This is a genomic window from Pseudomonas simiae, from assembly GCF_900111895.1.
Lineage (GTDB): Bacteria > Pseudomonadota > Gammaproteobacteria > Pseudomonadales > Pseudomonadaceae > Aquipseudomonas > Aquipseudomonas simiae.
Genome location: NZ_FOKB01000004.1, coordinates 264,487 through 290,060 on the forward strand (window position 1 = coordinate 264,487; position 25,574 = coordinate 290,060).

The 25,574-nt window shown below is 61.3% G+C and carries 24 protein-coding genes; 13 read left to right on the plus strand and 11 right to left on the minus strand.

Annotation, left to right across the window (positions count from 1 at the left end; genetic code table 11):
- Positions 1-10 precede the first annotated feature (10 nt).
- From BMZ57_RS14750 to BMZ57_RS14775, 6 genes are all read left to right on the plus strand, one after another.
- Positions 11-1,420 (plus strand): sigma-54 interaction domain-containing protein, encoded by a 1,410-nt coding sequence (locus tag BMZ57_RS14750; protein ID WP_010210945.1) that lies wholly within the window; start codon positions 11-13, stop codon positions 1,418-1,420.
- Positions 1,421-1,705: 285 nt separating this feature from the next.
- Positions 1,706-3,097, plus strand: coding sequence for a GntP family permease (locus tag BMZ57_RS14755; RefSeq protein ID WP_010210946.1), 1,392 nt, complete (start codon positions 1,706-1,708; stop codon positions 3,095-3,097).
- Positions 3,098-3,104: 7 nt separating this feature from the next.
- Positions 3,105-3,878, plus strand: a complete 774-nt coding sequence (locus BMZ57_RS14760) for a 3-hydroxybutyrate dehydrogenase (protein WP_069672660.1) — start codon at positions 3,105-3,107, stop codon at positions 3,876-3,878.
- 100 nt (positions 3,879-3,978) lie between these two features.
- Positions 3,979-5,937 (plus strand): acetoacetate--CoA ligase, encoded by a 1,959-nt coding sequence (locus BMZ57_RS14765; protein WP_069672661.1) that lies wholly within the window; start codon positions 3,979-3,981, stop codon positions 5,935-5,937.
- 134 nt (positions 5,938-6,071) lie between these two features.
- Entirely contained in the window at positions 6,072-8,567 is a 2,496-nt protein-coding gene (locus BMZ57_RS14770) for a PAS domain-containing hybrid sensor histidine kinase/response regulator (protein ID WP_010210950.1), read from the plus strand.
- A 43-nt stretch (positions 8,568-8,610) separates the two neighbouring features.
- On the plus strand, positions 8,611-8,886 hold the full coding sequence (locus BMZ57_RS14775) for a peptidylprolyl isomerase (protein ID WP_003174397.1): 276 nt from the start codon (positions 8,611-8,613) through the stop codon (positions 8,884-8,886).
- A gap of 81 nt (positions 8,887-8,967) precedes the next feature.
- Here the strand turns inward: BMZ57_RS14775 and BMZ57_RS14780 are convergent, their stop codons facing one another.
- The 8 genes from BMZ57_RS14780 to BMZ57_RS14815 form a co-directional block, all read right to left on the minus strand.
- Complete coding sequence (locus BMZ57_RS14780; protein ID WP_021491702.1) at positions 8,968-9,879, minus strand: sugar kinase; 912 nt, start codon at positions 9,877-9,879, stop codon at positions 8,968-8,970.
- Positions 9,880-9,889: 10 nt separating this feature from the next.
- Complete coding sequence (locus BMZ57_RS14785; protein ID WP_021491703.1) at positions 9,890-11,098, minus strand: amino acid deaminase; 1,209 nt, start codon at positions 11,096-11,098, stop codon at positions 9,890-9,892.
- A 9-nt stretch (positions 11,099-11,107) separates the two neighbouring features.
- The gene (locus tag BMZ57_RS14790) at positions 11,108-11,872 is read right to left on the minus strand and encodes an IclR family transcriptional regulator (protein WP_010210956.1); all 765 of its coding nucleotides are present in this window, start codon (positions 11,870-11,872) and stop codon (positions 11,108-11,110) included.
- Between the two features lie 166 nt (positions 11,873-12,038).
- On the minus strand, positions 12,039-12,428 hold the full coding sequence (locus tag BMZ57_RS14795) for a RidA family protein (protein ID WP_010210958.1): 390 nt from the start codon (positions 12,426-12,428) through the stop codon (positions 12,039-12,041).
- Positions 12,429-12,444: 16 nt separating this feature from the next.
- Positions 12,445-13,227 (minus strand): amino acid ABC transporter ATP-binding protein, encoded by a 783-nt coding sequence (locus BMZ57_RS14800; RefSeq protein ID WP_010210959.1) that lies wholly within the window; start codon positions 13,225-13,227, stop codon positions 12,445-12,447.
- On the minus strand, positions 13,224-13,886 hold the full coding sequence (locus tag BMZ57_RS14805) for an amino acid ABC transporter permease (RefSeq protein ID WP_010210961.1): 663 nt from the start codon (positions 13,884-13,886) through the stop codon (positions 13,224-13,226). Before BMZ57_RS14805 ends, BMZ57_RS14800 begins: the two co-directional genes overlap by 4 nt.
- Positions 13,887-13,897: 11 nt before the next feature.
- Complete coding sequence (locus BMZ57_RS14810) at positions 13,898-14,560, minus strand: amino acid ABC transporter permease (RefSeq protein WP_010210962.1); 663 nt, start codon at positions 14,558-14,560, stop codon at positions 13,898-13,900.
- A 51-nt stretch (positions 14,561-14,611) separates the two neighbouring features.
- A complete protein-coding gene (locus BMZ57_RS14815) occupies positions 14,612-15,460 on the minus strand; it encodes a transporter substrate-binding protein (RefSeq protein ID WP_010210965.1) in 849 nt (282 codons plus the stop codon).
- 333 nt (positions 15,461-15,793) lie between these two features.
- Between BMZ57_RS14815 and BMZ57_RS14820 the strand changes: the two genes are divergently transcribed.
- Complete coding sequence (locus BMZ57_RS14820) at positions 15,794-16,042, plus strand: hypothetical protein (RefSeq protein WP_010210966.1); 249 nt, start codon at positions 15,794-15,796, stop codon at positions 16,040-16,042.
- A gap of 58 nt (positions 16,043-16,100) precedes the next feature.
- The gene (locus BMZ57_RS14825; protein ID WP_021491704.1) at positions 16,101-16,442 is read left to right on the plus strand and encodes a thioredoxin family protein; all 342 of its coding nucleotides are present in this window, start codon (positions 16,101-16,103) and stop codon (positions 16,440-16,442) included.
- Here BMZ57_RS14825 and BMZ57_RS14830 read toward each other — a convergent pair.
- From BMZ57_RS14830 to rpiB, 3 genes are all read right to left on the minus strand, one after another.
- Positions 16,432-17,994: a TerC family protein gene (locus BMZ57_RS14830; protein ID WP_045792241.1), complete on the minus strand. Its 1,563-nt coding sequence runs from the start codon at positions 17,992-17,994 to the stop codon at positions 16,432-16,434. The two genes, BMZ57_RS14825 and BMZ57_RS14830, sit on opposite strands and share 11 nt — an antisense overlap.
- Positions 17,995-18,257: 263 nt before the next feature.
- On the minus strand, positions 18,258-19,238 hold the full coding sequence (locus BMZ57_RS14835) for a sugar-binding transcriptional regulator (protein WP_010210972.1): 981 nt from the start codon (positions 19,236-19,238) through the stop codon (positions 18,258-18,260).
- Positions 19,239-19,301: 63 nt separating this feature from the next.
- Positions 19,302-19,763 (minus strand): ribose 5-phosphate isomerase B, encoded by a 462-nt coding sequence (rpiB, locus tag BMZ57_RS14840; protein ID WP_010210973.1) that lies wholly within the window; start codon positions 19,761-19,763, stop codon positions 19,302-19,304.
- 283 nt (positions 19,764-20,046) lie between these two features.
- Here rpiB and BMZ57_RS14845 point away from each other — a divergent pair, with 283 nt between their 5' ends.
- From BMZ57_RS14845 to BMZ57_RS14865, 5 genes are all read left to right on the plus strand, one after another.
- Positions 20,047-21,534, plus strand: coding sequence for a sugar ABC transporter ATP-binding protein (locus BMZ57_RS14845; protein ID WP_010210976.1), 1,488 nt, complete (start codon positions 20,047-20,049; stop codon positions 21,532-21,534).
- The gene (locus BMZ57_RS14850; protein ID WP_010210977.1) at positions 21,531-22,508 is read left to right on the plus strand and encodes an ABC transporter permease; all 978 of its coding nucleotides are present in this window, start codon (positions 21,531-21,533) and stop codon (positions 22,506-22,508) included. Before BMZ57_RS14845 ends, BMZ57_RS14850 begins: the two co-directional genes overlap by 4 nt.
- A 34-nt stretch (positions 22,509-22,542) precedes the next feature.
- Positions 22,543-23,550, plus strand: a complete 1,008-nt coding sequence (locus BMZ57_RS14855) for a substrate-binding domain-containing protein (RefSeq protein WP_010210978.1) — start codon at positions 22,543-22,545, stop codon at positions 23,548-23,550.
- A gap of 88 nt (positions 23,551-23,638) precedes the next feature.
- The gene (locus BMZ57_RS14860; RefSeq protein WP_069672662.1) at positions 23,639-24,394 is read left to right on the plus strand and encodes an SDR family oxidoreductase; all 756 of its coding nucleotides are present in this window, start codon (positions 23,639-23,641) and stop codon (positions 24,392-24,394) included.
- Positions 24,395-24,421: 27 nt separating this feature from the next.
- Complete coding sequence (locus BMZ57_RS14865) at positions 24,422-25,537, plus strand: MDR/zinc-dependent alcohol dehydrogenase-like family protein (RefSeq protein WP_042571596.1); 1,116 nt, start codon at positions 24,422-24,424, stop codon at positions 25,535-25,537.
- Positions 25,538-25,574: the final 37 nt, after the last annotated feature.

Consider the following 25,574-nt stretch of genomic DNA (forward strand, 5'->3'; position numbering starts at 1 on the left):
CGGCATAAATATGAACATCACCGACAACCTCAAGGACTACCAGCAGGTTCGTGGCCTGGCCATCCAGTCGCTGTTCGAGATCATCGAGCAGTCCAGCGAAGGCACGGTGATCGTCGACCGCGACGCCAACATCGTGTGGATGAACGAGCGCTACGCCAAGCGTTTCGGCCTCAAGAGCGCCGACGAAGCCATCGGCCAGCCGTGCGAGCAGGTGATTTCCAACAGCCTGTTGCGCCAGGTGGTGCGCAATGACCAGCCGATCCTGCTGGACATCCAGGACACACCCAAAGGCCCGCTGGTGGTGATGCGCTTGCCGATCCACAACGAGGCCGGCGCGGTGATCGGGGCGATCGGCTTTGCCCTGTTTGATGAACTGCGCAACCTGTCGCCGCTGATCGAGCGCTACCTGAGCATGCAGCAGGAACTGGCCTCCACACGCTCGCTGCTGCGCTCACGCCAGAGCAAATACAACTTCGCGCACTTTATCGGCACGAGCGCCGCCAGCCTCGAAGTCAAACGCCGGGCGCGACGCAGCGCCAGCGCCGAGTCGCCGGTATTGCTGCTGGGGGAGACCGGCACCGGCAAAGAGTTGCTGGCCCAGGCGATTCACGGCGCCTCAAGCCGTGCGCACAAGGCCTTTGTCAGCATCAACAGCGCGGCGATTCCCGCTGATCTGCTGGAGGCCGAGTTCTTCGGCACCGCGCCGGGTGCGTTTACCGGCGCCGACCGCAAGGGCCGTCCGGGTAAATTCCAGATTGCCCAGGGTGGCACGCTGTTCCTCGATGAGATCGGCGACATGCCCCTGCCGCTGCAAAGCAAATTGTTGCGGGTGTTGCAGGAAAAGGAATTCGAGCCGGTGGGCTCCAACGAGATGCTGCACAGCGATGTACGGGTGATCGCGGCCACGTCCATGGACCTGGAAGCGGCGATCAAACGTGGCGAATTCCGCGCGGACCTGTATTACCGGCTGAACGTGCTGCCGATCCAGGTGCCGCCGCTGCGTGAGCGCCTGGAGGATATCCCGGCGTTGAGCGAGGCGATTCTTGAGGAACTGCGCAGCCAGCATGAGCTGGACCGTGAGGCACTGGCGCTGCTGGCACAGCATGCGTGGCCGGGGAATATCCGTGAGCTGCGCAATGTGCTGGAGCGGGCGGCGTTGCTGAGTGATGACCTGGTGTTGGATGCCAGGGAGATTCGGGCGGCGATTGGCACCTTTACGCCGGTGGAACGTGCCAGCGCGGTGGCGGCGGTCGAGGGGGAGAGTTTCAGCGCGGCGCGGGAGCGGTTTGATCGGCAGGTGATTGGCGCGGCGTTGCGGGCGTGTGAGGGGAATGTGATAGAGGCGGCCAATCGATTAGGGCTCGGGCGCTCGACGCTGTACAAGAAAATGGTGGCGCTGGACCTCACTCAGTCTCAATAGAGAGACTTCATTCCAAATATGAAGACAGTCCAATGTGGGCGCGGGCTTGCTCGCGAATACGGTGTGCCAGCCGCCTAATTCGTTGCTGATACGCCGCATTCGCGAGCAAGCCCGCTCCCACATTTGATCTTTATGAGTCTCGAATACGGGACAAATCTGATAACGCCAATCCAATCGCTATAATTTATCCTTATATTTCAAACAGTTAGTTAATTGGCACGCATCTCGCTATAACCCTTCCCACAGTTTCACCCCACAAAAATAACAATCCGATGGAGACACACCATGAGTGTGATCATTGCCCTGGCAGCGCTCGCGTTGCTGATGCTGGCTGCCTACCGTGGCTATAGCGTTATCCTGTTTGCCCCCATCGCCGCCCTCGGCGCTGTCCTGCTGACCGATCCGTCCGCCGTCGCACCCGCCTTTACCGGGGTGTTCATGGAGAAGATGGTCGGCTTTATCAAACTGTATTTCCCGGTATTCCTGCTCGGCGCGGTGTTCGGCAAGCTGATCGAGCTGTCGGGCTTCTCACGTTCGATCGTGGCGGCGGCGATCCGCTTGCTCGGCACGCGCCAGGCGATGCTAGTGATCGTGCTGGTCTGCGCACTGCTCACCTATGGCGGTGTGTCGCTGTTCGTGGTGGTGTTTGCGGTGTACCCGTTCGCGGCAGAGATGTTTCGCCAGAGCAATATCCCGAAACGTCTGATCCCGGCGACCATCGCCCTCGGCGCGTTTTCGTTCACCATGGACGCCCTGCCCGGCACGCCGCAGATCCAGAACATCATCCCCAGCACCTTCTTCAACACCACCGCCTGGGCCGCGCCATGGCTGGGCTTGATTGGCACGATCTTCGTGTTCTGCGCCGGCATGCTCTACCTGGCACGCCAACGCAACAAGGCCCAGCGCGCCGGTGAAGGTTACGGCACCGAACTGCGCAACGAACCGGAAACCGCCGACAACCTGGCGCTGCCCAACCCCTGGCTCGCGCTGTCACCGCTGATCCTGGTGGGCGTGATGAACCTGTTGTTCACTCACTGGATTCCGCAGTGGTACGGCAAGACCCACAGCCTCTCCCTGCCGGGCATGACCACGCCGGTGACCACCGAAATCGCCAAGCTCACCGCGATCTGGGCGGTGCAGGCGGCATTGCTGGTGGGGATTATCGTGGTGCTGGTGTTCGGTTTCTCGGCGATCAAGAGCAAGCTCGCCGAAGGCAGTAAAAGTGCGGTCAGCGGCGCGTTGCTGGCAGCGATGAACACGGCGTCGGAATACGGCTTTGGTGCGGTGATCGCTTCGCTGCCGGGCTTTCTGGTACTGGCGGACTGGCTCAAAGGCATCCCCAACCCGCTGGTCAACGAAGCGATTACCGTGACCCTGCTGGCCGGTATCACTGGCTCTGCGTCGGGCGGCATGAGCATCGCTCTGGCGGCCATGTCCGAGAGCTTCATTTCGGCGGCCCATGCGGCCAATATCCCCCTTGAAGTCCTGCACCGCGTCGCGGCCATGGCCAGCGGCGGCATGGACACCCTGCCCCACAACGGCGCGGTGATCACGCTGCTCGCGGTCACCGGCCTGACGCACCGCGAAGCCTACAAGGATATTTTCGGTATCACGATCATCAAGACCCTCGCGGTGTTCGTGGTGATCGGCACTTTCTACGCCACCGGCATTGTGTGAGGTTTTCATGACGACATTGAACGGCAAGACCGCCCTGGTCACCGGCTCCACCAGCGGTATCGGCCTGGGCATCGCCTTGAGCCTGGCCAAGGCCGGCGCCAACCTGATCCTCAACGGCTTCGGCGACGCCAGCGCAGTGATCGCCCAGGTGCAGGCGTTCGGCGGCAAGGTCGGCCACCACCCGGCCGATGTCAGCGACCCGGCGCAGATCGCCGACATGATCGCCTACGCCAAGCGTGAATTCGGTGGCGTGGACATCCTGGTCAACAACGCCGGCATTCAGCATGTGGCGGCGGTCGAAGACTTCCCTGTCGAACGCTGGGACTCGATCATTGCGATCAACCTGTCTTCGGTGTTCCACAGCACGCGCTTGAGCTTGCCGGGGATGAAGGCCAAGGGCTGGGGGCGTATCGTCAATATCGCGTCTGTGCATGGGCAAGTCGGCTCGGTGGGCAAGGCGGCGTACGTCGCGGCCAAACATGGCGTGATCGGCCTGACCAAAGTGGTGGGCCTGGAAACGGCCACCAGCAATGTCACCTGTAACGCCATCTGCCCCGGCTGGGTACTGACGCCACTGGTGCAGAAGCAGATTGATGATCGCGCCGCCAACGGCGTAGACCCGCAGCAGGCTCAGCATGACTTGCTGGCGGAGAAGCAGCCGTCGCTGGAATTTGTGACGCCGCCGCAGCTGGGTGAGTTGGTGTTGTTTTTATGCAGCGAAGCCGGCAGCCAGGTGCGCGGCGCCGCCTGGAACATCGATGGCGGCTGGCTGGCCCAGTAACACGAGACACTGGAGTTCAAAATGTGGGAGGGGGCAAGCCCCCTCCCACATTTGAACTGTATTGTGTGGAAGACCTAGATAAGAACAAGAGACCTCGCTGATGTCCGACATCCTCTGGCAACCCTCCCCCGAACGCATCGCCCACACGCGGATGGACCAGTTCCGGCGCTACATCAACGAACGCTATAGCGTGCAGCTCAGCGATTACCCGGCGCTGCACCAGTGGAGCATCGACCGGCGTCCGGATTTCTGGCGGGCGATCGTGGACTATTTCGACGTGCAATTTCGCAGCCCGCCGACGGCGGTGCTGATCGAGGACGCCGAGATGCCCAGTGCACAATGGTTTCCCGGCGCCACCCTGAACTTTGCCGAGCACCTGTTGCGCCGCCGCGACGACCACCCCGCCGTGGTCGCCCTCAGCGAAGACGGCCAGCGCGAGCAATTGACCTACGCCGAACTGGCCGCCCACGTCGCCGGCCTGCAACACAGCCTGCGCGCCGCCGGGGTTGTCCAGGGTGACCGCGTCGCCGCGTGCATGCCCAACACCTGGCAAACCCTGGTGGGCATGCTCGCCACCACCAGCCTCGGCGCGATCTGGTCGTGCTCATCGCCGGACTTCGGCACCCAGGGCGTGATCGACCGTTTCGGCCAGATCGAACCCAAGGTGTTGATCACCTGCGCCGGTTATCGTTATGCCGGCAAAGACATCGACCAAAGCGCCAAGCTCAATGAAATCCTCGAACGGCTGCCGTCCCTGGAGCAACTGATCATCGTGCCGTACGCGCGGCCCCAGGCCCGGGTTTCGGACTATCAGACCCACGCTGGCGTCGCGCTGTGGCAAGACTTCTACCAACCCGGCGGCGAACCCCAATTCGTCGCGGTGCCGTTCGATCATCCGCTGTACATCCTCTATTCCAGCGGCACCACCGGCGTGCCCAAGTGCATCATCCACGGTACTGGCGGCGTACTGCTCACTCACCTCAAGGAACACGGCCTGCATGCCGACCTGTCTCGCGACGACTGCCTGTTCTACTACACCACCTGCGGCTGGATGATGTGGAACTGGCTGGTGTCGGTCTTGGCCATCGGCGCCACGGCGGTGTTGTATGACGGCTCGCCGTTTCACCCTGGGCCGGAACGGCTGATCGATCTGATTGACGCAGAAAAGATCAGCGTATTCGGCACCAGCCCCAAGTTTCTCGCCACATTGGAAAAAGCCGGCTTGCAACCGCGCCTGAGCCACGACCTGGGTAGCCTCAAAGGATTGATTTCCACCGGCTCGCCGCTGTCGCCCCAGAGCTACGACTACGTGTACCGCGAGATCAAGGCGCAGCTGTGCCTGTCGTCCATGTCCGGTGGCACCGACATCGTCTCCTGCTTTGTGATCGGCAACCCGGTGCTGCCGGTGCGGCGCGGCGAAATGCAGTGCAAGAGCCTGGCGATGGCCATCGAAGTGTGGGATGACCAGGGCCGGCCGCTGATCGGCGAGAAAGGCGAACTGGTGTGCACCCGGCATTTCCCGGCCATGCCTATTGGCCTGTGGAACGACCCGGAGTGCAAGAAACTGCGCGCTTCGTATTTCAGCCAGTTTCCCGGTGTCTGGGCCCAGGGCGACTACGCCGAACAGCGCCCCAACGGCAGCCTGCTGATTCACGGGCGCTCCGACGCCGTGCTCAACCCCGGCGGCGTGCGGATCGGCACGGCCGAGATCTACCGCCAGGTGGAAAAAATCCCCCAGGTGCAGGAAAGCCTGGCCATCGGCCAACGCTGGCAGGAGGACGTGCGCGTGGTGCTGTTCGTGCGCCTCAACGAGGGTGTCGAACTCGACGAAACCCTGGAGCAGCAGATCCGCCAGGTGATCCGCGCCAACACTACGCCCCGCCATGTACCGGCCAAGATCCTCGCTGTCACCGACATCCCCCGCACCATCAGCGGCAAGATCGTTGAATTGGCGGTGCGCAATGTGGTGCACGGCGAGCCGGTGAAGAACACCGACGCGTTGGCCAATCCGCAGGCTCTGGAGCAGTTTCGCGACCGCCCTGAACTCGCTCAAGGATGAAAGGTTTCAGCGCTGTCGTACTCATTTGAAAATAACCCCCGAATGCATGCTATTTTCGGGGGTAGTCACCCGTTCCCGAGTCACGGGATAATGGGTCTTGTCATTTTTCAAAGCGTTACGCTCAGGGCTTTAACATGAAGGGAACATCCACCGTCAGCGAAGCCGCCGCATTGATTGCGCGGCTGGACTGGGCACAAAGCCCGCTCGGTGAGGCCAACGATTGGCCGCAAAGCCTGCGCACCGCCGTGGACATCGTTGTCCACTCGCCAATGCCCATGCTCCTGCTGTGGGGCGACCAACTCACGCAACTCTACAACGACGGCTTTGCCCAGTTGGCCGGCAACAAACACCCCGCCGCCATGGGCCAGCCCGCGCACCAGACATGGCCGGAGCTGGAAAGCTTTACCGCACCGGTCTACGACGCCGTGCTGAGTGGCCAGGTACGCACCTTCAGCGAGCAGCGCTTCGTGCTGCAGCGCAACAATCGCGACATGGAAATCTGGCTGGACCTGACCTACAGCCCTATCCGCGATGAAAGCACCCGCGTGGCCGGCATCCTGGTCACCGCCATCGAAACCAACGAACGCCGCAAGGCCCAGCACAACACCGAACAACGCCTGCAGCTCGCCCTGGCGGCGACCGACGCGGTGGGCACCTGGGACTGGGACATCGGCGAAGACCGCTTTATCGCCGACGCGCACTTTGCCTACCTGCACGGCGTCGACCCCAGCGATGCGCGCCTGTTGCCGATCAGCGACTACCTGCACGGCGTGCACCCGGAAGACCGCGGCATGGTGGCGGGCAGCATCAAGCACTGCATCACTTTCGGCACCGAATACGCCGAGGAATACCGCCTGTTGCTAGCGGACGGCCAGGTACGCTGGGTGTTTGCCCGTGGCCGTTGCTACAAAGATCATCAAGGCCGTCCGGCGCGCTTCCTCGGGGCCGCACTGGACCTCACCGAGCGCAAACACACCGAGCAAGCCCTGCGCCAGAGCCAGACCGAGCTGCAGTTGATCATCAACGCCATGCCGGTGCTGATCGGGTATGTCGACCATGAACAGCGTTTCCGCCTGAACAACAGCGCGTACCTGGAGTGGTACGGCATGACGCCCCAGGAGCTATACGGCAAGACCATCCGTGAAGTGCTCGGCGACGAGGTGTATGCCGGTCGTGAAGACAAGATCGCCGCCGCGCTCAAGGGCAAGGCCTGCAGCTTCATGACCATCACCCCCCACCGCGACGGCCGCCCCCGCCACGCCTTGATGAAGTACCTGCCGCGTTTCAGCAATGACGGCTCGGTGAACGGTTTCTACATCTTTGTGATCGATGAGACCGAACGCAAACTCACCGAAGAAGCCTTGCGCCACCTCAACGAAAACCTTGAAGAGCGCGTGGCCCAGCGCACCCAGGCCCTGGCCGAAGCCAACCAGCGCCTGCAGAACGAGATGTTCGAACGCGAGCGCGCCGAAGACGCCCTGCGCCATGCGCAAAAGATGGAAGCCGTGGGCCAGCTCACCGGCGGCATCGCCCATGACTTCAACAACATGCTCACCGGCATCATCGGCAGCCTGGACCTGATGCAGCGCTATATCGCTGCCGGGCGCAGTGACGAAATCGGCCGTTTTACCGATGCCGCCGTATCCTCCGCTCATCGCGCGGCCGCCCTCACCCACCGCTTGCTGGCGTTCTCCCGCCGTCAGTCGCTGGACCGGCGCCCGCTGGATCCGAACCAATTGGTCGCCTCCCTGGAGGACTTGTTCCGCCGCACCAAAGGCGCGCACATCACGCTCAAGGTGAAACTGGGCCACGACATCTGGCCGGTAAACACCGATGCCAGCCAACTGGAAAACGCCCTGCTCAACCTAGTGATCAACGCCCGCGACGCCATGCCCGATGGCGGCGAACTGCTGATTGAAACCGCCAACAGCTACCTGGATGGCACCGACATCACCACCCTCGAACCGGTCAAGGCCGGCGACTACGTGATGCTCGGCGTGTGCGACAACGGCACCGGCATGGCGCCGAAAATCCTTGCCAAGGCGTTCGACCCGTTCTTCACCACCAAGCCCATTGGCCAAGGCACCGGCCTGGGTTTGTCGATGATCTACGGGTTTGCCCAGCAGTCCGGCGGTCATGTGACGATCCAGAGCGAGCCGGGCCAGGGCACGTGCGTGCGCCTGTACCTGCCTCGCCTGTACGGCACCGCGCTGGAAAGCAGCCTGCCGCCGCACTTGAGTGAAGCGCCGGTGGCCCTGGCGGGTGAAGCGGTGGTGGTGGTCGAGGACGACCCCGCGGTACGCATGCTGGTGGTCAATGTGCTCGACGAGCTGGGCTACACCGCACATCAGGCGGCGGATGCCCGGACGGCGTTGCCGCTGCTGGAGTCGGATTTACGTGTCGACTTGCTGGTGACCGATGTAGGCCTGCCGGGCATGAACGGCAGGCAACTGGCAGAGATCGCCCGCCAGTATCGCCCTGGCTTGCGCGTGTTGTTCATGACGGGTTACGCCGAGAAAGCCGCCGAACGCCAGGGGTTCCTGGAGGACGGCATGGACATGGTGGCCAAACCGTTTTCCATCGACCTGCTGGCCACGAAAATCCGCAGCATGATCAGCGTCGAAGAATGAGTTCAGGCATAATCGCGCGCCGTCGCACACCTGGTAGAGATCAATGAAAGCCCAAGCCCGTCACATTCTGGTGAAAACCAGTGAAGAAGCCGAACAACTCAAGCAGCGCATAGCCAAGGGCGAAGCGTTCGATGTGCTGGCCAAGAAGTACTCCACCTGCCCATCCGGCAAGCGTGGCGGCGACCTGGGTGAAGTGCGACCCGGGCAGATGGTGGGGGCGATTGATGCGGTGATCTTCAAGAAGCCGGTGAAGGTGGTTCACGGACCGATCAAGAGCAAGTTCGGCTATCACTTGGTGCAGGTGTTCTACCGCGACTGATGAATCGGGTGTCAAACCGGCTTTTTGTGGTGAGCAGGCTTGCCCAGCGCGAGGCAAGCCCGCTCACCACACGGGTTTGGTTTACACGCGAGGAATGAGTGCGCCAGGCACCTGGATGACCCGGCTTGCCAACCGATGCCCGGCCAATGCAGCCTGCTCCGGCGAGCTGCCCTTGAGCCGACTGGCCAAGTACGCCGCGCTGAATGAATCCCCCGCCGCCGTCGTATCGACAACCTTTTCGACCTTCACCGCCGGCACCGCAAAGCGCTCCCCCGCCCAGCGGATCAGACAGTCATCTGCCCCACGCTTGAGCACCACCTCGTCAATGCCAGGATAAGCCGCGAACACCTGCTCACTGTCGGCATAACCAAACAGCGCGCGTTCGTCGTCCTCGGTCAGCAAGGCGATATCCACCTCGGCCAATACGCGGTGATACGCAGTGCGCGCCGCGTCAATACCGGCCCAGAGACGCGGCCGATAGTTGTTGTCAAACACCACCTTGCCCCCTCGACGACGGGTCTCCACCAGAGTTTGCAGCAAGCGCTCGCGGCCGATATCACCCAATACCGCCAGGGTAATGCCGCTGAAATACACCACGTCGTAGTCCGGCAAAGCGGCCAGGATCGGTTCGGCGGCAGGCGTAGTGAAGCAGTCGCGCACGGCGGCTTCGTTGCGCCAGTAAAGGAATTTGCGCTCGCCATTGGCGTCGGTCTGGATGCAGTACAAACCCGGCAGGCGTCCGGGCAGGCGCTGGACCCTGCCCAGGCCCAGGCCCTCATCTTTCCATTGCTTGCACATGGCATCACTGAAGCTGTCATCGCCCAGGGCGGTGACGTAATCCACGCTGCCGGTTTCACCCAGCTCACGGCGCAGGTACACCGCCGTGTTCAAGGTGTCGCCACCGAAACTCTGGTGCAGGCTGCCGTCAGCGCGGTGTTGCAGTTCGATCATGCATTCGCCGATGAGGGCGATGCGCGGAGACAAACGGGTCATGGCGTTACACTCAGAATCGGGTTTCCAGGGATTCGATCACCTGCAATTGCTCATCCACCAGGCAGCCGACCTGCCACTTATCGAACGTGAGGCAAGGGTGGGAAGTGCCGAACGAAATGATGTCGCCAATGCGCAGCTCAACCCCTGGCGCCACGGTCATGAACGCGTGCTGGTCCATCACGGCAGTGACTTTGCACGCAGTCACATCATCGCCTTCAGCTGGAAGAATACCGGCCTTGTAGCGTTTGAGCGGCACCGGTAGACCGGCGTCGTAGGCCACGTCGCGCTTGCCCAGGGCGATCACGGCGAAACCTGGCTCCGGCAACGATTGCACATGGGCCCAGACTTCCAGGGCTGGGCGCAGGCCTTCGTTGAGGTCGCTGCGACGGTCGAGCACACAGCATTGCGCTTCTTTATAGATACCGTGGTCATGGGCCACGTAGCTGCCGGGGCGCAATACGCTGAGGAAGCGGCCGGCGGCGTTCTGCTGCTCAAACGACTCGGCAATCAGGTCGTACCAGGCCGAGCCCGACGCGGTGACGATGGGCTTGGGCAGGTCGAAAGAGCCGTTGTTCTGCAGGTCCACCGCCAGGCGCACCAGGCTGGCGGCAAAGTCGCGGATGCCGCTGATGGCGTGCTCGCCGTGGATCACGCCTTCGTACCCTTCGATACCGGTGAGGGCCAGGGCCGGCTGCGCCTTGATCGCCCTGGCCAGGTCGCGCACTTCCTGCTCGGTGCGGCACCCGCAACGGCCACCGACCACACCGTATTCGATCATCACGTTCAGGCGCAGGCCACGGGCGGCGAAGAACAGGCCCAGGTCGGCGACGTTATCCGGGTGATCAACCATGCAATGGAAGTCGAAATCCTTGTCGGCCAGCAGGTCGGCGATCAGCGCCATGTTCGGCGCGCCCACCAGTTGGTTGGCCATCAGCACACGGCGCACGCCACCGGCATAGGCGGCGCGGGTCTGCACCGCGTTGGCCAGGGTGATACCCCAGGCACCCGCCTCGATCTGACGCTGGAACAACGCCGGCATCATGCTGGTCTTGCCATGGGGTGCCAGCTCGGCACCGCTGTTGCTGACAAAGTCCTGCATCCAGCGGATGTTGTGCTCCAGGGCGTCACGGTGCAGCACCAGGGCAGGCAGGCTGACGTCACGGACCAGGTAGGCCCCGACGGCGGCGGCGCCCTTTTCAACGGCATTGATGGCAGACATGGAAAACTCCTATTCGTTGATACGCCGGGCCAGATTGTTGGCGCTGTCGATCAACACCCGGCGATAGTCGTTGTAGTGTTTGATGGCATCGGCCCGTGGAGCGACGATGCACAAGGTCGCAATGCTGACGCCTTGCGCATCCCGCACCGGGGCGGCAAAGCAGTGGGTAAAGGTGTCGGCCACGCTGTCGAAGGAAAAGAAGCCATCGAGGGTGGCCTGACGGATTTGCGCCAGGAACGTATCCAGCGGCAGGCGCTGGCCGTCCGGCAGGATGAAGTCGTCGTGATCGATCAGGTCGATGATCTGCTGGTCGCTCAAGTGCCCCAGCAACAGGCGCCCGGACGCGGTCCACGGAATCGGTGCGTTTTCGCCGATGTCCGAGGAGATACGAAAATGCCGCTCGCCCTCGCGCATCAGCGCCACCGTGTATTTGCGCCCGTTGAGCAGGCACATCTGCGCGGTTTCGTGGGTCTGGCTGACGATCTCCTGCAGGGCATGGTCCGCCTCGCGGGTCAGGTCGAAATGGCGCAAGTGCGCCTGGCCGAGGAAATACAGCTGACGGCCGAGGTAGACGTGACCGTCCTTGCCCACCGTTTCCAGAATGCGCCGTTCAAGCAGGGACGCGACCAATTCGTACACGGTGGACTTGGGACTGCCGATGCCGCTGGCAATATCATTCGGGCGCAGGGGCTGGCCGATTTCCTTGAGGAAATCGAGGATATCGAATGCACGGTCCAGGCCTTTGGCGCGGCGTTTGATGGTGTCTTCGGTCATGGCGGTTTCGGTCCGGTCAGAATGTTGCTATCAACACATACCCCCTGTGGGAGCGGGCTTGCTCGCGAATGCGGTGGCTCAGCGACAGATGCATTTACTGATACACCGCATTCGCGAGCCCGCCCGCTCCCACATTGGATTTGTAGCGACGTCAGGATCCAGGCATTTAGCCTTTTTTCTTGTACGCCACGCAATCGATCTCCACCTTGCAGTCGACCATCATGTTCGCCTGCACACAGGCCCGCGCCGGGGCGTGTTCCGGGGTGAAGTACTCGCCGAACACCTTGTTGAAGCTCCAGAAGTCCCGCGGGTCTTCCAGCCACACGCCGACGCGCACGACGTCTTTGAGCTCGTAGCCGGCTTCTTCGAGGATCGCCACCACGTTACGCATGGTCTGGCGGGTTTGTTCGATGATGCCGCCGGTGATGATTTCGCCGTCCACCGCAGGCACTTGGCCTGAGACGTACAACCAACCGTCTGCTTCCACCGCGCGGGCGAAAGGACGAGGTTGGCCACCGCCGGCTGTGCTGCCGGCACCGTAACGAGTGATGCTCATAACTATATGCTCCTGATTAAAAACGAATGTTCTTGAGAAATTCCGCCAGACGCGGCGATTGCGGGCGTTCGAAGATGTCCTTCGAGGTGCCCTGCTCTTCAATGCGGCCCTGGTTCATAAAAACGATCTTGTCCGAGACTTCATAGGCAAAGCGCATTTCGTGGGTGACCAGCAACATGGTCATGCCCTCTTCCGCCAGGCCTTTGATCACACTGAGTACTTCGCCCACCAGTTCCGGGTCGAGGGCCGAGGTGACTTCGTCGAACAGCATCAGGCTGGGGTTCATGGCAATGGCGCGGGCAATCGCTACACGCTGCTGCTGGCCGCCGGACAATTGACCCGGGAAGTGGTTACGACGCTCTAGAAGTCCTACGCGGTCCAGCCATTTTTCTGCCAAAGCCACCGCCTCGTCCTTAGGCATTTTCTTAACTTTCAGTAAGCCCAGGGTGACGTTCTGCAGCGCAGTCAGATGCGGAAACAGGTTGAATTGCTGGAACGCCATGCCAGTCATCGCACGGTGCTGGGCAATCACCCGCTCAGGGTGGCGCACGCGCTTGCCGGCGATTTCGCTGTAGCCGATGGACTCGCCATCCAGCGTGATCTGCCCGCCCTGGAACTCTTCCAGCAGGTTGACGCAACGCAACAGCGTGGTCTTGCCCGAGCCGCTGGAGCCGATCAAGGTCACCACGTTGCCGCGCTGCATGGACAGGTCGACGCCCTTGAGCACTTCCACCTGGCCATATTGCTTACGCAGGCCACGGATGTTCAGCAGCGGTTGGTTGGTGTGAGGTTGGTTCATGGCAAGGCCACCCGCTTTTCAATGTAGCGCCCGAATAACTCGATGGCGTAGTTGATGACAAAGAACATAAAGCCTGCGAACAGGTAGAACTCCAGGGTCATGAAGGTGCGCGCGATCACTTGCTGGGTACTGAGCAGCAACTCGGCCACGCCGATCACCGACAGCAGGGTCGAAGCCTTGACGATTTCCGTGGAAGAGTTGACCCAGGTCGGCAAGATCTGGCGCAGCGCCTGGGGCAGCAACACGTAGCCCAGGGACTGGTAAAACGTCAGGCCGATCGCCTTGCCCGCTTCCAGTTGCCCACGGGGAATGGCTTGCAGCGCACCGCGCACGATCTCCGAGACGTGGGAGCCGCAGAACAACGTCAACCCGACTGCACCGGCCTGGAACGCGGTGATCTGCCAACCGAGCGCCGGCAGCATGTAGAAACACGCCAGCACCAGTACAAACACCGGCGTACCACGGATCAAGTCGACATACAGCCGAAACGGCGCACGCATCCAGAACTTGCCGTAGGTCAGGATCAACCCGGCGACGATGCCGATCAGGGTGCCAAAGATAATCGCCAACGCGGACACATAAACGCTGGCTTGAAAGCCCGCCCAGAGGGTCTCCCGGGCGATCCACAACTCATGTAGCCAGCTGGGGGATTCGTACATGGAAACCTCGCTTAACGACGGATCGCCAGACGCTGTTCCAGGTAACGGAGCAGCATGGCAATGAGGTAACAGGCAGCCACGTAGAGCGCGGTCGTGACCAGCCAGGTTTCAATCACCCGGTAGCTTTCGACGTTGATCTTGCGGGCGTAGTAGGTCAGCTCCGGCACGGCGATGGCGGCGGCGAGCGAAGTGTCTTTGAACAGCGAAATGAAGTTGTTCGACAGCGCAGGCAGCACGTTGCGCAGCATCACCGGCACGGTGATGTAGGCGCGGATACGCCACTCCCCTAGACCGATGGCCAGCCCGGCTTCCCGCAACCCTTTGGGAATGTTCAACAGCCCGGCGCGGAAGACTTCGGTCAGGTAGGCACCGGCGTACAACGATAGGGTGATGATGAACGAAGGGATCTTATCCAGACGAATCCCGAGGCTGGGCAACGCAAAGTAGATCAACAGGATCAGCACGAGAATCGGCGTATTGCGCACCACCGTCACATACACCGAGGCGAAGACGCGCAACGCACGGTGCTTGGACAGCATGGCAAACGCCATCATCAGGCCGATCACACAGCCGATGGCAATCGACAGCAGCGCCAGCTCAAGGCCCAGGCCGAGCCCCGCCAGCAAGCTGGGGAAGTCGCGCCATACGGCGGCAAAGTTCAACTGATAGTTCATGGTCAGCAGTACCTGATTGAGGCGCCGTCAGCGGCGCCCCAGGTTTTCGATTTACTTGAACTCAACCGGGAAGCCGATCGCGGGTTCCGGCAGGTCTACACCGAACCATTGCTTGAACGAGGCCTTGTAGGTCGGGAACTCCACACCGGTCATGGCTTCATGCAGCGCGGTGTTGACGAAGTTCAGCCAGTCCTGGTCGCCACGCTTGACGGCGCACGCATAGGTCTGCGGGCTCCAGGCGTAGGCCGGGCTGCGATAGCGGCCTGGGTTCTGCACCATCAGGTACTTGACCGAGGACTGGTCGGTAGCGGCGGCATCGGCGCGACCGGAGTTCACAGCCTGGTACATCAGGTCGACGCTGTCGTACTGGTCGACCTTGGCCTTGGGCAGCGCCTGGTGCACCAACTCTTCGGCGTAGACGTTTTGCAGCACAGCCACGGTGACGCCGTCGCCGGCGGCCTGCAGGTCTTCAATCTCTTTGTACTTGCTGTTGTTCGGCAGCAGCAGGCCCACGCCTTCGCGGTAGTACGGCAGGGTGAAGGCGACCTGCTGGGCACGGCTGGCGGTAACGGTAATGAACTGGCAACTCATGTCGACCTTGTCGGTCAGCAGGTTGGGAATCCGGGCGTCAGACGACTGCACCACGAACTCGACCTTGCTCGGATCGTTGAACAAGCCCTTGGCCACGATACGGCCGATGTCGATATCAAACCCCTGCAACTTGCCATCCGCTCCCTGGAAGTGCCACGGCGCATTGGTACTGCCTGTACCCACGATCAAGTGCCCACGCTTGAGCACATCATCGAGCTTGCTGTCCGCCGCCTGCACGATGCTGGCGAGGGAAGCCGATGCGGCGAAGAGAAAAACACACGCTTTAAACACGGAAGGTCGGTGATGCATGACAAGCACTCCAGGAGTTGTGTATTCCGCTATACCGGAACTTAGTATGTAACAACGGAATAGACAGCAGAAAGTGTGCCACACGCGGTAACAGAAAAATATGATGCATATAAATTTGTTATAAATCAGTCAGATGACTATTCATGAGCAGCAAGGCGTTACGCCAGCATCTGGAATCACGTTGCTACCCAAGGCCCCAAATGCCGGTGACAGGCCTCAATCGAGTGCGCCACAACGACTTTGCCGCGCACCGTTGCAGTGCGCATGCAGCCTGGAAAAATCCCCACACTGGACTAGCCTTGGCGCATCTCTGCCGACAAGGACCCCGCCCTGATGAAGCTCCGTCTCACTCTGGTTTTGCTCGCTTTCCTGACGGCCGGCAGTGCCTCGGCCAACAACGACCGTCGCGAATGCAAAGCGGAACTACGCAAGCTCAATGACGCCTTGAGCACCAACTACACCAGTCAGAACCACCATGGCTACCGCCAGGCAAAGGCCTCACGAGACAATCTGGAATACAAGAAATGTGCGAGCCAGGCACGCAAGGCGCGTGAACGGGTGGAGCGTAACGGCGACCTGTGAAGGTTGACAGTAGACCCGAACACCTTCCCGCCTTAGCGTGAGCCAAGCCTGGAGGGGAATGTCGATGAACTATGTGAATGCCGTGATTGCGGACAAGGCTGCGTTTGAGCGCGAACTGGAGACGGCGCAGCCCGTTTTTGTGGTGTTTATGTCACATGACTGCACGGCGTGCAGTGACGCACTGCCACGCTTCATGCGCATCAGCGAACACTACAAGGACCACGTCAAAATCTTGATCCTTGATTGCCTCGACACCCCACGACACCCAAGTGTCGACCGCATCCCGATGCTGCTGGTCTACCACAACCAGAGACTGCTCGAAGCCCTTCCCGGCCTTGGCGAGCAAGCGCTGAAAAGTGCCTTCAAGCAGTACACCCAACTACCCGCCGTTACGCCTTAGGCAAAGGCGTCAGGCAAACTTGCGTCACCCGCCGCTCCTCCACCGCCGCGACCGTCAGGCGCCAGCCCTCATGTTCCAGGCTATCGCCCACTACCGGAAGGCGGTCGAGCAGGCTCATGACCAGGCCGGCCAATGTCTGGTAGTTCTCGGTCGCAGTCGCCCTGAAGCCGGTGCGCTGGCGAACCAGGTTAAGGTTCAAGGCGCCATTGGCGCGGAAGCCATCGCCCTCTTCGACGATATCCGGGCCCTCGATTTCGCTGGCGTCCGGCAACTCACCCGCGATGGACTCCAGGATATCGGTCATGCTCAACACCCCCATGAAATCACCGAACTCGTTGATCACGAACGCGATATGGGTCGACTCCTGGCGCATTTGCTCCAGGGCATTGAGGATCGAAAAGCTCTCCAGCAAATTGATCGCCCGGCGTGCCAGGTGCTCCAGGTTCGGCTCGTTGCCGGCCAGGTATTCCTTGAGCAATTCCTTCTTGTGCACGAAGCCCAGCGGCTCATCGACGGCGCCGTTGCGGATCAATGGCAGCCGTGAGTAGGACGAATGCATCAGCTTCAAGCGAATACTGTCAGGATCGTCCGCCAGATCGATGCAGTCGACCTTGGCCCGCGGGGTCATCAACGTGCGGATCGGGCGTTCGGCCAGCTGCAGCACACCGCTGATCATCACGCGCTCACGTCGGTCAAATAGCGGACCTTGCGCGGCATCCGGCTCGCCCAACAGGTCAGCGACCTCTTCACCCACTTCTTCCACGGCCAGGCTGCGACCACCCAACAAGCGCATCACGGCATGGGCCGTGCGCTCACGCACCGGCAACACGCCTTGGGCCGATTTCTTGCGACGTGAACGGGCGATCTGGTTGAACACTTCGATCAGGATCGAGAAACCAATCGCCGCGTACAGGTAGCCCTTTGGAATATGGAAACCCAGGCCTTCGGCGGTCAGGGCGAAACCGATCATCATCAGGAAGCCCAGGCACAGCATGATCACTGTCGGGTGCGCATTGACGAAGCGGGTCAGCGGCTTGCTTGCCACGATCATGAGGCCGATGGACACGATCACCGCGATCATCATCACCGCCAATTCATCCACCATGCCCACGGCGGTAATCACCGCATCCAGGGAGAACACCGCATCCAGCACCACGATCTGCGCCACGATCGGCCAGAACATCGCGTAGGCGACATTGCCGGTACGCTGGGCCACATGGCCTTCCAGGCGCTCGTGCAATTCCATGGTGGCCTTGAACAGCAGGAACACACCACCAAACAGCATGATCAGGTCACGGCCCGAGAAGCTCTTGTCGAACACCTCGAACAACGGCTGGGTCAAGGTCACTAGCCAGGAAATACTCGCCAACAGGCCCAGACGCATCAGCAGCGCCAGGGACAAGCCGATCAACCGCGCGCGGTCACGCTGCTCCGGTGGCAACTTGTCCGCCAGGATCGCGATAAACACCAGGTTGTCGATGCCCAGCACCAGTTCCAGCACAATCAAGGTCAACAGGCCGAGCCAGGCCGTTGGATCCGCTAACCATTCCATTTATTGAGTCTCTTCAGTCATCGATTTTCAGAATGCCGGGCACGGCAAGGCGCGGTCAGTGGACCGGTACAAGGTTAGCAGTCGGAATACGGGGTGCTTCAGAGGGAACAGCGGCAGCGTAAGTCTTGGGGAAAGACGACTGGGGGGCTCCGAGAGGGTGTTCATGCAAGTCCTGACATAGCAAAAGGACTTGAATCCTACATCTGAAACACAAATTTCCTACAGCGCGAAACTATTACTAAATCTGTACCCCCCTGCAGGCGTCAGGATTTTCGGGTAGCGTCGTCCAACGCCAGAATGGTGTGCGCATTGGTCACCGTCGTGGCCAGCGTATTGATCACCCCCGACCGCAACGCCCCCAGGGTCGCCGCCGCCTTGGTGTTCTCGCTGGCAATCGCCACCACATCCGGGATGCGAAACAACTCCGGCACCGTCAACCCAATCACCCTGCCCTGTATGGCGTTGACCGCAGGCTGGCCGTGAATGTCGATAAAGTCATACCCCATCATGTCGCCGACAGTGCCGGACAAACGCGCCTGGGCGATTTCCTGCGGTGAAAACCACCCCATGCGCACCATATTGCTGTTTTCGCTCATGTCGCCAATACCGATCAACGCAATATCCGCACGCCGCGCCCGATCCAGCGTGGAGCGCACGGTGTCGTTATTGATCAGCACCCCGCGCAATTCCGGGTTCGCCACCAGGGCCGGAGCATACAAGCTTTCACTCTCCCCCCCGAAGCGCAGCGCCAGGCGCCGACAGATATGGTCGGGGTTCATGTATTCGCCGGCCTTGAGCGAACCACCGATGGCGCAGACAAATGTGCAATTGCGTGTCACCGGCAAGAACACGTTGTCGGCCACGGCCCCGACGTTGCGCCCCATGCCCACCGCGACAATCATGCCATCGCTCAACGTCTTGTTCAGGTAGTTGGCCACCAGGCTGGCGACGGCCGAGCGCTGGGTGTCAGGCTCACTGTGGTCGACGGCGATCAATGCGCGATCCAGCTTGAAGCGCTCCACCAACGCGCGCTCCAGCTCATTGTTCATCGCCGGATGCTGCAGCACGCGCACCTCGACAATCCCTTCATCGCGCGCACGCTTAAGCAGGCGGCTGACCTTTGCCCGCGACAGATCGAAGCGCTTGGCGATGGCTTCCTGAGTGACGTTCTCGAGGTAATAGAGCATCGCCACTTCGGTCATCTGATCGATATCGCTGGCAATGCGCTGGGTACTGTCACTCATGGGGACGGGCTTCCGTTTCGGCGTCAAAGGCGCATTCTCCCGACTCTTGCCCCGTTTAGTCCACTACTGATGCCCATCGCGCTCGATCGCATTGATACGCTCGACCTTGGCGCCGGAACGCGCCGACTCAAACTCCGACTCCAGAAACGATTTGACGATGCTTTTGGCCAGCTCCGCACCGATCACCCGCGCACCGATGGACAGGATTTGCGCATCGTTGCTCTTGCGCGCCCGCTCCGCCGAATAGGTGTCGTGGGCCTGGGCCGCGCGAATGCCCAACACCTTGTTGGCGGAAATGGCCATGCCAATCCCGGTGCCACACACCAACACACCCAGCCGCTGCTGCCCGGCATTGATCGCGTTGGCCACGGCCAGGGCGATGTCCGGGTAAAGCACGGGCGCGGTGGAATGGGTGCCGAAGTCGGTCACCGGGTAACCCAGCGCCTCGATATGGCGCTTCAACAGCTCTTTAAGCTCAAAACCCGCTTCATCGCATCCGATAGCCACCGGGAAAGGTGTGTTCATGGCGTCTGGCTCCACTGCTGTGATCGTGTTTATGACCGATCATATGATCAGTCAGTGAAATTATGCTCACACATTTCGCGATCAACCACCCCTCACTGTCAAGCATGATTTAACTGACTCGCCAGTCAATGGCGCCTAAATAGGCGTTATTCACGCACAAGATCAGAATTATGGCTTTTACATGAAAGAGATTGACTGATCAGAATTTCATTTGATACACATATGCTCACAGCGAAACATGACTGTGCGACCTAATAAGAATTCACAGCACGAGGACACGCCAATGGCCAGGCCATTACTGCTCCAGGCTGAACACGTCGCCAAGGCTTACGCCGGGGTCCCTGCCTTGCGTGACGGGCGCCTCTCTCTGCGGGCCGGCAGCGTCCACGCCCTGTGCGGCGGCAATGGCGCGGGCAAATCGACATTTCTGAGCATCCTGATGGGCATCACCCAGCGTGACGCCGGCAGCATTCTGCTCAACGGCGCGCCGGTGCAGTTCAACCGCCCGAGTGAAGCGCTGGCAGCGGGGATCGCGATGATCACCCAGGAACTGGAACCTATCCCCTACATGACAGTCGCCGAGAACATCTGGCTGGGGCGCGAACCACGCCGCGCCGGTTGCATCGTCGACAATAAGGCCCTTAACCGCCGCACCCGCGAATTGCTCGACAGCCTTGAGTTCGACGTCGATGCCACCAGCCCGATGCACCGCTTGAGCGTCGCGCAGATCCAACTGGTGGAAATCGCCAAGGCCTTCAGCCATGACTGCCAGGTGATGATCATGGACGAACCCACTTCGGCCATCGGCGAACACGAGGCGCAAACCCTGTTCAAGGCCATCCGCCGCCTGACTGCCCAGGGCGCCGGCATCGTCTATGTGTCGCACCGCCTGAGCGAACTGGCGCAGATCGCCGACGACTACAGCATCTTCCGCGACGGCGCCTTTGTTGAAAGCGGGCGCATGGCGGACATTGATCGCGACCATCTGGTACGCGGCATCGTCGGCCAGGAACTGACCCGCATCGACCACAAGGTCGGCCGCGAATGCGCTGCCAACACCTGCCTGCAAGTCGACAACCTGAGCCGCGCCGGGGAGTTCCACGACATCAGCCTGCAACTGCGCCAAGGCGAAATCCTCGGCATCTATGGCTTGATGGGCTCGGGGCGCAGCGAGTTTCTCAACTGCATCTACGGCCTCACGGTCGCGGACTCCGGCAGCGTCACCTTGCAAGGCAAACCCATGCCGATCGGACTGCCTAAGGCGACCATCAATGCCGGCATGTCTCTGGTCACCGAAGACCGCAAGGACAGCGGCCTGGTGCTCACCGGCAGCATTCTTTCCAACATTGCCCTGTCGGCCTACAAGCGCCTGTCGAGTTGGTCGCTGATCAATGCGCGCAAGGAAACCCAGCTGGCCGAGGACATGGTCAAGCGCCTGCAGATCAAGACCACGTCCCTGGAATTACCGGTGGCGTCCATGAGCGGCGGCAACCAGCAGAAAGTGGTACTCGCCAAATGCCTGTCCACCGAGCCGGTCTGCCTGCTGTGCGACGAACCGACCCGCGGCATCGATGAAGGCGCCAAGCAGGAGATCTACCACCTGCTCGACCAATTCGTACGCGGCGGTGGCGCCGCCATTGTGGTGTCTTCGGAAGCCCCGGAGCTGCTGCACCTGAGCGATCGCATCGCCGTATTCAAGGGCGGCCGGCTGGTGACCATCAGCACCGACACCGCCCTTTCCCAGGAAGCCTTGTTGAGACTTGCCTCATGAATGCCAAAACCATCACAGCCCCCGTTACTGCCGCGCCGCGCAATCGCCTGCGTCTGTCCCTCGACCGTTTCGGCCTGCCGCTGGTGTTTATCCTGCTGTGCGTGGTGATGGCGTTCTCCAGCGAGTACTTCATGACCTGGCGCAACTGGATGGACATCCTGCGCCAGACCTCCATCAACGGCATCCTCGCGGTAGGCATGACCTATGTGATCCTGACCAAGGGCATCGACCTGTCGGTGGGTTCGATCCTGGCCTTTGCCGGGTTGTGCAGCGCCATGGTCGCGACCCAGGGTTATGGCCTGCTGGCAGCGGTCAGTGCCGGGATGTTTGCAGGCGCGATGCTCGGCGTGGTGAACGGCTTCATGGTCGCGAACCTATCGATCCCGCCGTTCGTGGCCACCCTGGGCATGCTCAGCATTGCGCGCGGCATGACCTTCATCCTCAACGATGGCAGCCCGATCACCGACCTGCCCGACGCCTACCTGGCGCTGGGCATCGGCAAGATCGGCCCGATCGGCGTGCCGATCATCATCTTTGCCGTGGTCGCACTGATCTTCTGGATGGTGCTGCGTTACACGACTTACGGCCGCTATGTGTACGCGGTGGGCGGCAATGAAAAGAGCGCACGCACCTCAGGCATCGGCGTGCGCAAGGTGATGTTTTCGGTGTACGTGGTCTCGGGCCTGCTCGCCGGACTGGCTGGCGTGGTGCTATCGGCCCGTACCACCTCTGCCCTGCCCCAGGCCGGGGTTTCCTATGAGCTGGACGCGATTGCCGCCGTGGTGATCGGCGGCACCAGCTTGTCGGGCGGCACCGGCAGCATTGTCGGCACGCTGTTCGGCGCACTGTTGATCGGGGTGATCAACAACGGGCTGAACCTGCTCGGCGTGTCCTCTTATTACCAACAGGTCGCCAAGGGCCTGATCATCGTGTTCGCAGTACTGATCGACGTGTGGCGCAAGAAAAAACGCTAGAGAACGACCTACAACAATAACCGGAGTTCTACTCATGAAACTTGGTACCACCCTGGCCGCCACAGCGGCCCTCTCCCTGCTCGCCTGCAGTATCGCCATGGCCGCCGATGGCAAGACCTACAAGGTCGGCGCAGCCGTCTACGGCCTCAAGGGCCAGTTCATGCAGAACTGGGTCCGCGAGCTCAAGGAACACCCGGCGGTCAAGGACGGCACCGTGCAGTTGACCGTGTTCGACGGCAACTACGACGCCCTCACCCAGAACAACCAGATCGAAAACATGGTGACCCAACGCTACGACGCCATCCTGTTCGTACCGATCGACACCAAGGCCGGCGTCGGCACCGTCAAGGCGGCCATGAGCAACGACGTGGTGGTCATCGCCTCCAATACGAAAGTAGCCGATGCCTCCGTGCCGTATGTGGGTAACGATGATGTCGAGGGCGGCCGCCTGCAGGCCCAGGCCATGGTCGACAAGCTCAATGGCAAAGGCAACGTGGTGATCATCCAGGGGCCGATTGGCCAGTCGGCGCAGATCGACCGGGAAAAAGGCGAACTGGAAGTGCTGGGCAAACACCCAGACATCAAGATCATCGAGAAAAAGACCGCCAACTGGGACCGCGCCCAGGCCCTGGCACTGACCGAAGACTGGCTGAACGCCCACCCCAAAGGGATCAACGGCGTGATCGCGCAGAACGATGACATGGCCCTCGGCGCCGTACAGGCCCTGAAGTCCCACGGGCTGACCTCCAAGGATGTGCCCGTCACCTCGATCGATGGGATGCCCGACGCGATCCAGGCGGCGAAAAAAGACGAAGTCACCACCTTCCTGCAAGACGCCCAGGCACAGTCCCAGGGCGCGCTGGACGTGGCGCTGCGCGCACTGGCCGGCAAGGACTACAAGCCGCAGTCGGTGATCTGGGAGCGCTATGCCAAGGAGGTGAAATGGGGTGACGGCACGGCCAAGAACTACATCCTGCCGTGGGTGCCGGTCACCAATGCCAACGCCGATGCACTGTACAAACAAGTCAGCGGCGGCAAATAACGGTTTTGACCTGTAAATGCGTGCCAAATGTGGGGGCGCCACCGCCCCCCATATCGGACCGCCACCGTTTTCGAAAATGGAGTTATTCATGTCTGGATTCTGGAACCAAGCCTTCGACCTGACTGGCCGTTGCGCGGTGATTACCGGTGGCGCCGCCGGGATCGGCCTGGCCTGCGCCAGCCTGCTGGTGGAACGCGGCGCGCGCGTGGCCCTGCTGGACCGTGACCCCGCGGTGGTCGAGGTAGCCGCCGGCCTGGGCGCCGGGCATCTGGGCATTGCCGTCGACCTCGGTCAGATCGGCCAGATACAACACACCATCGATACGGTTTTCGCACACTTCCAACGCCTGGATTACTTGATCAACAGCGCCGGCGTGGTGCTGCTGGACAAGGCCGTCGATGTCAGCGAAAGCGCCTGGGACACCACCCTGGACATCAACCTCAAGGCCAGCTTCTTCGTGGCCCAGGCCTGCGCCCGGCACATGCTCGCCCAAGGCAGCGGGCGCATTGTCAACCTCGCTTCCCAGGCCGCCGTGATTGGCCTGGACCGGCATGTCGCCTACTGCGCAAGCAAGGCCGCCATTGTCGGCATGACCAAGGTACTGGCCATGGAGTGGGCCCCACAGATCAACGTCAATGCCATCTCCCCGACCATCGTCGAGACAGCCCTGGGCAAGAAAGCCTGGGCCGGCGAAGTGGGTGAAAAGGCCAAATTGCAGATCCCGGCGGGCCGCTTTGCCCAGCCGGAAGAAATCGCCGGGCTGGCGCTGTACTTGCTCAGCGATGCCGCACAGATGATCACCGGCGCCAACATGGTGATCGACGGCGGCTACAGCATTCAGTAATTCATCTTCTTGTCGTGAGGTTTTGTCATGTCCACCGTCACCGAACGCACACCTGAACACCTGTCCCCGGTCATCCCGAAAACCATGCAGGCCGTGGTTTGCCATGGCCCGGAAGATTACCGCCTGGAAACCGTCGACGTGCCCGTGCCGGGCCCCGATGAAATCCTCACCAAAGTCGAGTTGTGCGGCATCTGCATGGGCGACATCAAGACCTATCGCGGCGCCCCGTCGTTCTGGGGTGACGCCGAACAACCCCGCTACGTGAAACCGCCCATGATCCCCGGCCATGAATTCGTCTGCCGCGTGGTTGCCTTGGGCCCAGGCGCAGAGAAACGAGGGGTGAAGGTCGGTGACCGGGTGATTTCCGAACAAATCGTGCCGTGCTGGGGCTGCCGCTTCTGCAACCACGGTCAATACTGGATGTGCCAGAAGCACGACCTGTATGGCTTCCAGAACAATGTGCAGGGCGCCATGGCCCAGTACATGATCTTCACCAAGGAAGGCATCATTCACAAAGTGCCGGACTCTATCGCCCCGGACGAAGCAATCCTGATCGAACCACTGGCATGCTCACTGCACGCCGCGGAACGCGCCAATGTGGATTTCGACGACGTGGTGGTGGTCGCCGGCGCTGGCACGCTAGGCCTCGGGATCATCGGCGCGGTGCGCATGCGCAACCCGAAAAAGCTCATTGTCCTGGACATGAAGCCGGAGCGCGCCGCCCTCGCCCTGCGCATGGGCGCCGACGAGGTCTGGAACCCGGCCGAGGAGGACGTGCTGGCGAAAATCCGCGAGATCACCGACGGCTACGGGTGTGATATCTACATCGAGGCCACCGGGCACCACAAGGCGGTGAACCAGGGCCTGGCCATGCTGCGCAAGCTGGGCCGCTTCGTCGAATTCAGCGTGTTCAATGACGAGGCCACCGTGGACTGGTCGATCATTGGCGACCGCAAGGAGTTGGACGTGCTGGGCTCGCACCTGGGACCGTACATGTACCCGCGCGCCATCGATTTCATCGGCAACCGCAAGATCGACATGCGCGACGTCGTGACACACACATTTGCGCTGGCGGATTTCAAGGAAGCGTTCGCTGTCATGGAGCGCGGCGATAAGTCGCTGAAGGTGGTGCTGCAACCCTGACCGCGCACCCACCGCTTCTGCGCCTACCGTTAACAAC

Coding starts and splice junctions, on each gene's coding strand:
- BMZ57_RS14775 (WP_003174397.1), top strand. CDS start 8,611: ATGAAAGCCCAAGCCCGTCACATTCTGGTGAAAACCAGTGAAGAAGCC.
- BMZ57_RS14815 (WP_010210965.1), bottom strand. CDS start 15,460: ATGCATCACCGACCTTCCGTGTTTAAAGCGTGTGTTTTTCTCTTCGCC.
- BMZ57_RS14770 (WP_010210950.1), top strand. CDS start 6,072: ATGAAGGGAACATCCACCGTCAGCGAAGCCGCCGCATTGATTGCGCGG.
- BMZ57_RS14810 (WP_010210962.1), bottom strand. CDS start 14,560: ATGAACTATCAGTTGAACTTTGCCGCCGTATGGCGCGACTTCCCCAGC.
- BMZ57_RS14790 (WP_010210956.1), bottom strand. CDS start 11,872: ATGACCGAAGACACCATCAAACGCCGCGCCAAAGGCCTGGACCGTGCA.
- BMZ57_RS14830 (WP_045792241.1), bottom strand. CDS start 17,994: ATGGAATGGTTAGCGGATCCAACGGCCTGGCTCGGCCTGTTGACCTTG.
- BMZ57_RS14805 (WP_010210961.1), bottom strand. CDS start 13,886: ATGTACGAATCCCCCAGCTGGCTACATGAGTTGTGGATCGCCCGGGAG.
- BMZ57_RS14785 (WP_021491703.1), bottom strand. CDS start 11,098: ATGTCTGCCATCAATGCCGTTGAAAAGGGCGCCGCCGCCGTCGGGGCC.
- BMZ57_RS14755 (WP_010210946.1), top strand. CDS start 1,706: ATGAGTGTGATCATTGCCCTGGCAGCGCTCGCGTTGCTGATGCTGGCT.
- BMZ57_RS14865 (WP_042571596.1), top strand. CDS start 24,422: ATGTCCACCGTCACCGAACGCACACCTGAACACCTGTCCCCGGTCATC.
- BMZ57_RS14850 (WP_010210977.1), top strand. CDS start 21,531: ATGAATGCCAAAACCATCACAGCCCCCGTTACTGCCGCGCCGCGCAAT.
- BMZ57_RS14780 (WP_021491702.1), bottom strand. CDS start 9,879: ATGACCCGTTTGTCTCCGCGCATCGCCCTCATCGGCGAATGCATGATC.
- BMZ57_RS14845 (WP_010210976.1), top strand. CDS start 20,047: ATGGCCAGGCCATTACTGCTCCAGGCTGAACACGTCGCCAAGGCTTAC.
- BMZ57_RS14800 (WP_010210959.1), bottom strand. CDS start 13,227: ATGAACCAACCTCACACCAACCAACCGCTGCTGAACATCCGTGGCCTG.
- BMZ57_RS14835 (WP_010210972.1), bottom strand. CDS start 19,238: ATGAGTGACAGTACCCAGCGCATTGCCAGCGATATCGATCAGATGACC.
- BMZ57_RS14820 (WP_010210966.1), top strand. CDS start 15,794: ATGAAGCTCCGTCTCACTCTGGTTTTGCTCGCTTTCCTGACGGCCGGC.
- BMZ57_RS14825 (WP_021491704.1), top strand. CDS start 16,101: ATGTCGATGAACTATGTGAATGCCGTGATTGCGGACAAGGCTGCGTTT.
- BMZ57_RS14765 (WP_069672661.1), top strand. CDS start 3,979: ATGTCCGACATCCTCTGGCAACCCTCCCCCGAACGCATCGCCCACACG.
- BMZ57_RS14860 (WP_069672662.1), top strand. CDS start 23,639: ATGTCTGGATTCTGGAACCAAGCCTTCGACCTGACTGGCCGTTGCGCG.
- BMZ57_RS14750 (WP_010210945.1), top strand. CDS start 11: ATGAACATCACCGACAACCTCAAGGACTACCAGCAGGTTCGTGGCCTG.
- BMZ57_RS14760 (WP_069672660.1), top strand. CDS start 3,105: ATGACGACATTGAACGGCAAGACCGCCCTGGTCACCGGCTCCACCAGC.
- BMZ57_RS14855 (WP_010210978.1), top strand. CDS start 22,543: ATGAAACTTGGTACCACCCTGGCCGCCACAGCGGCCCTCTCCCTGCTC.
- BMZ57_RS14795 (WP_010210958.1), bottom strand. CDS start 12,428: ATGAGCATCACTCGTTACGGTGCCGGCAGCACAGCCGGCGGTGGCCAA.
- rpiB (WP_010210973.1), bottom strand. CDS start 19,763: ATGAACACACCTTTCCCGGTGGCTATCGGATGCGATGAAGCGGGTTTT.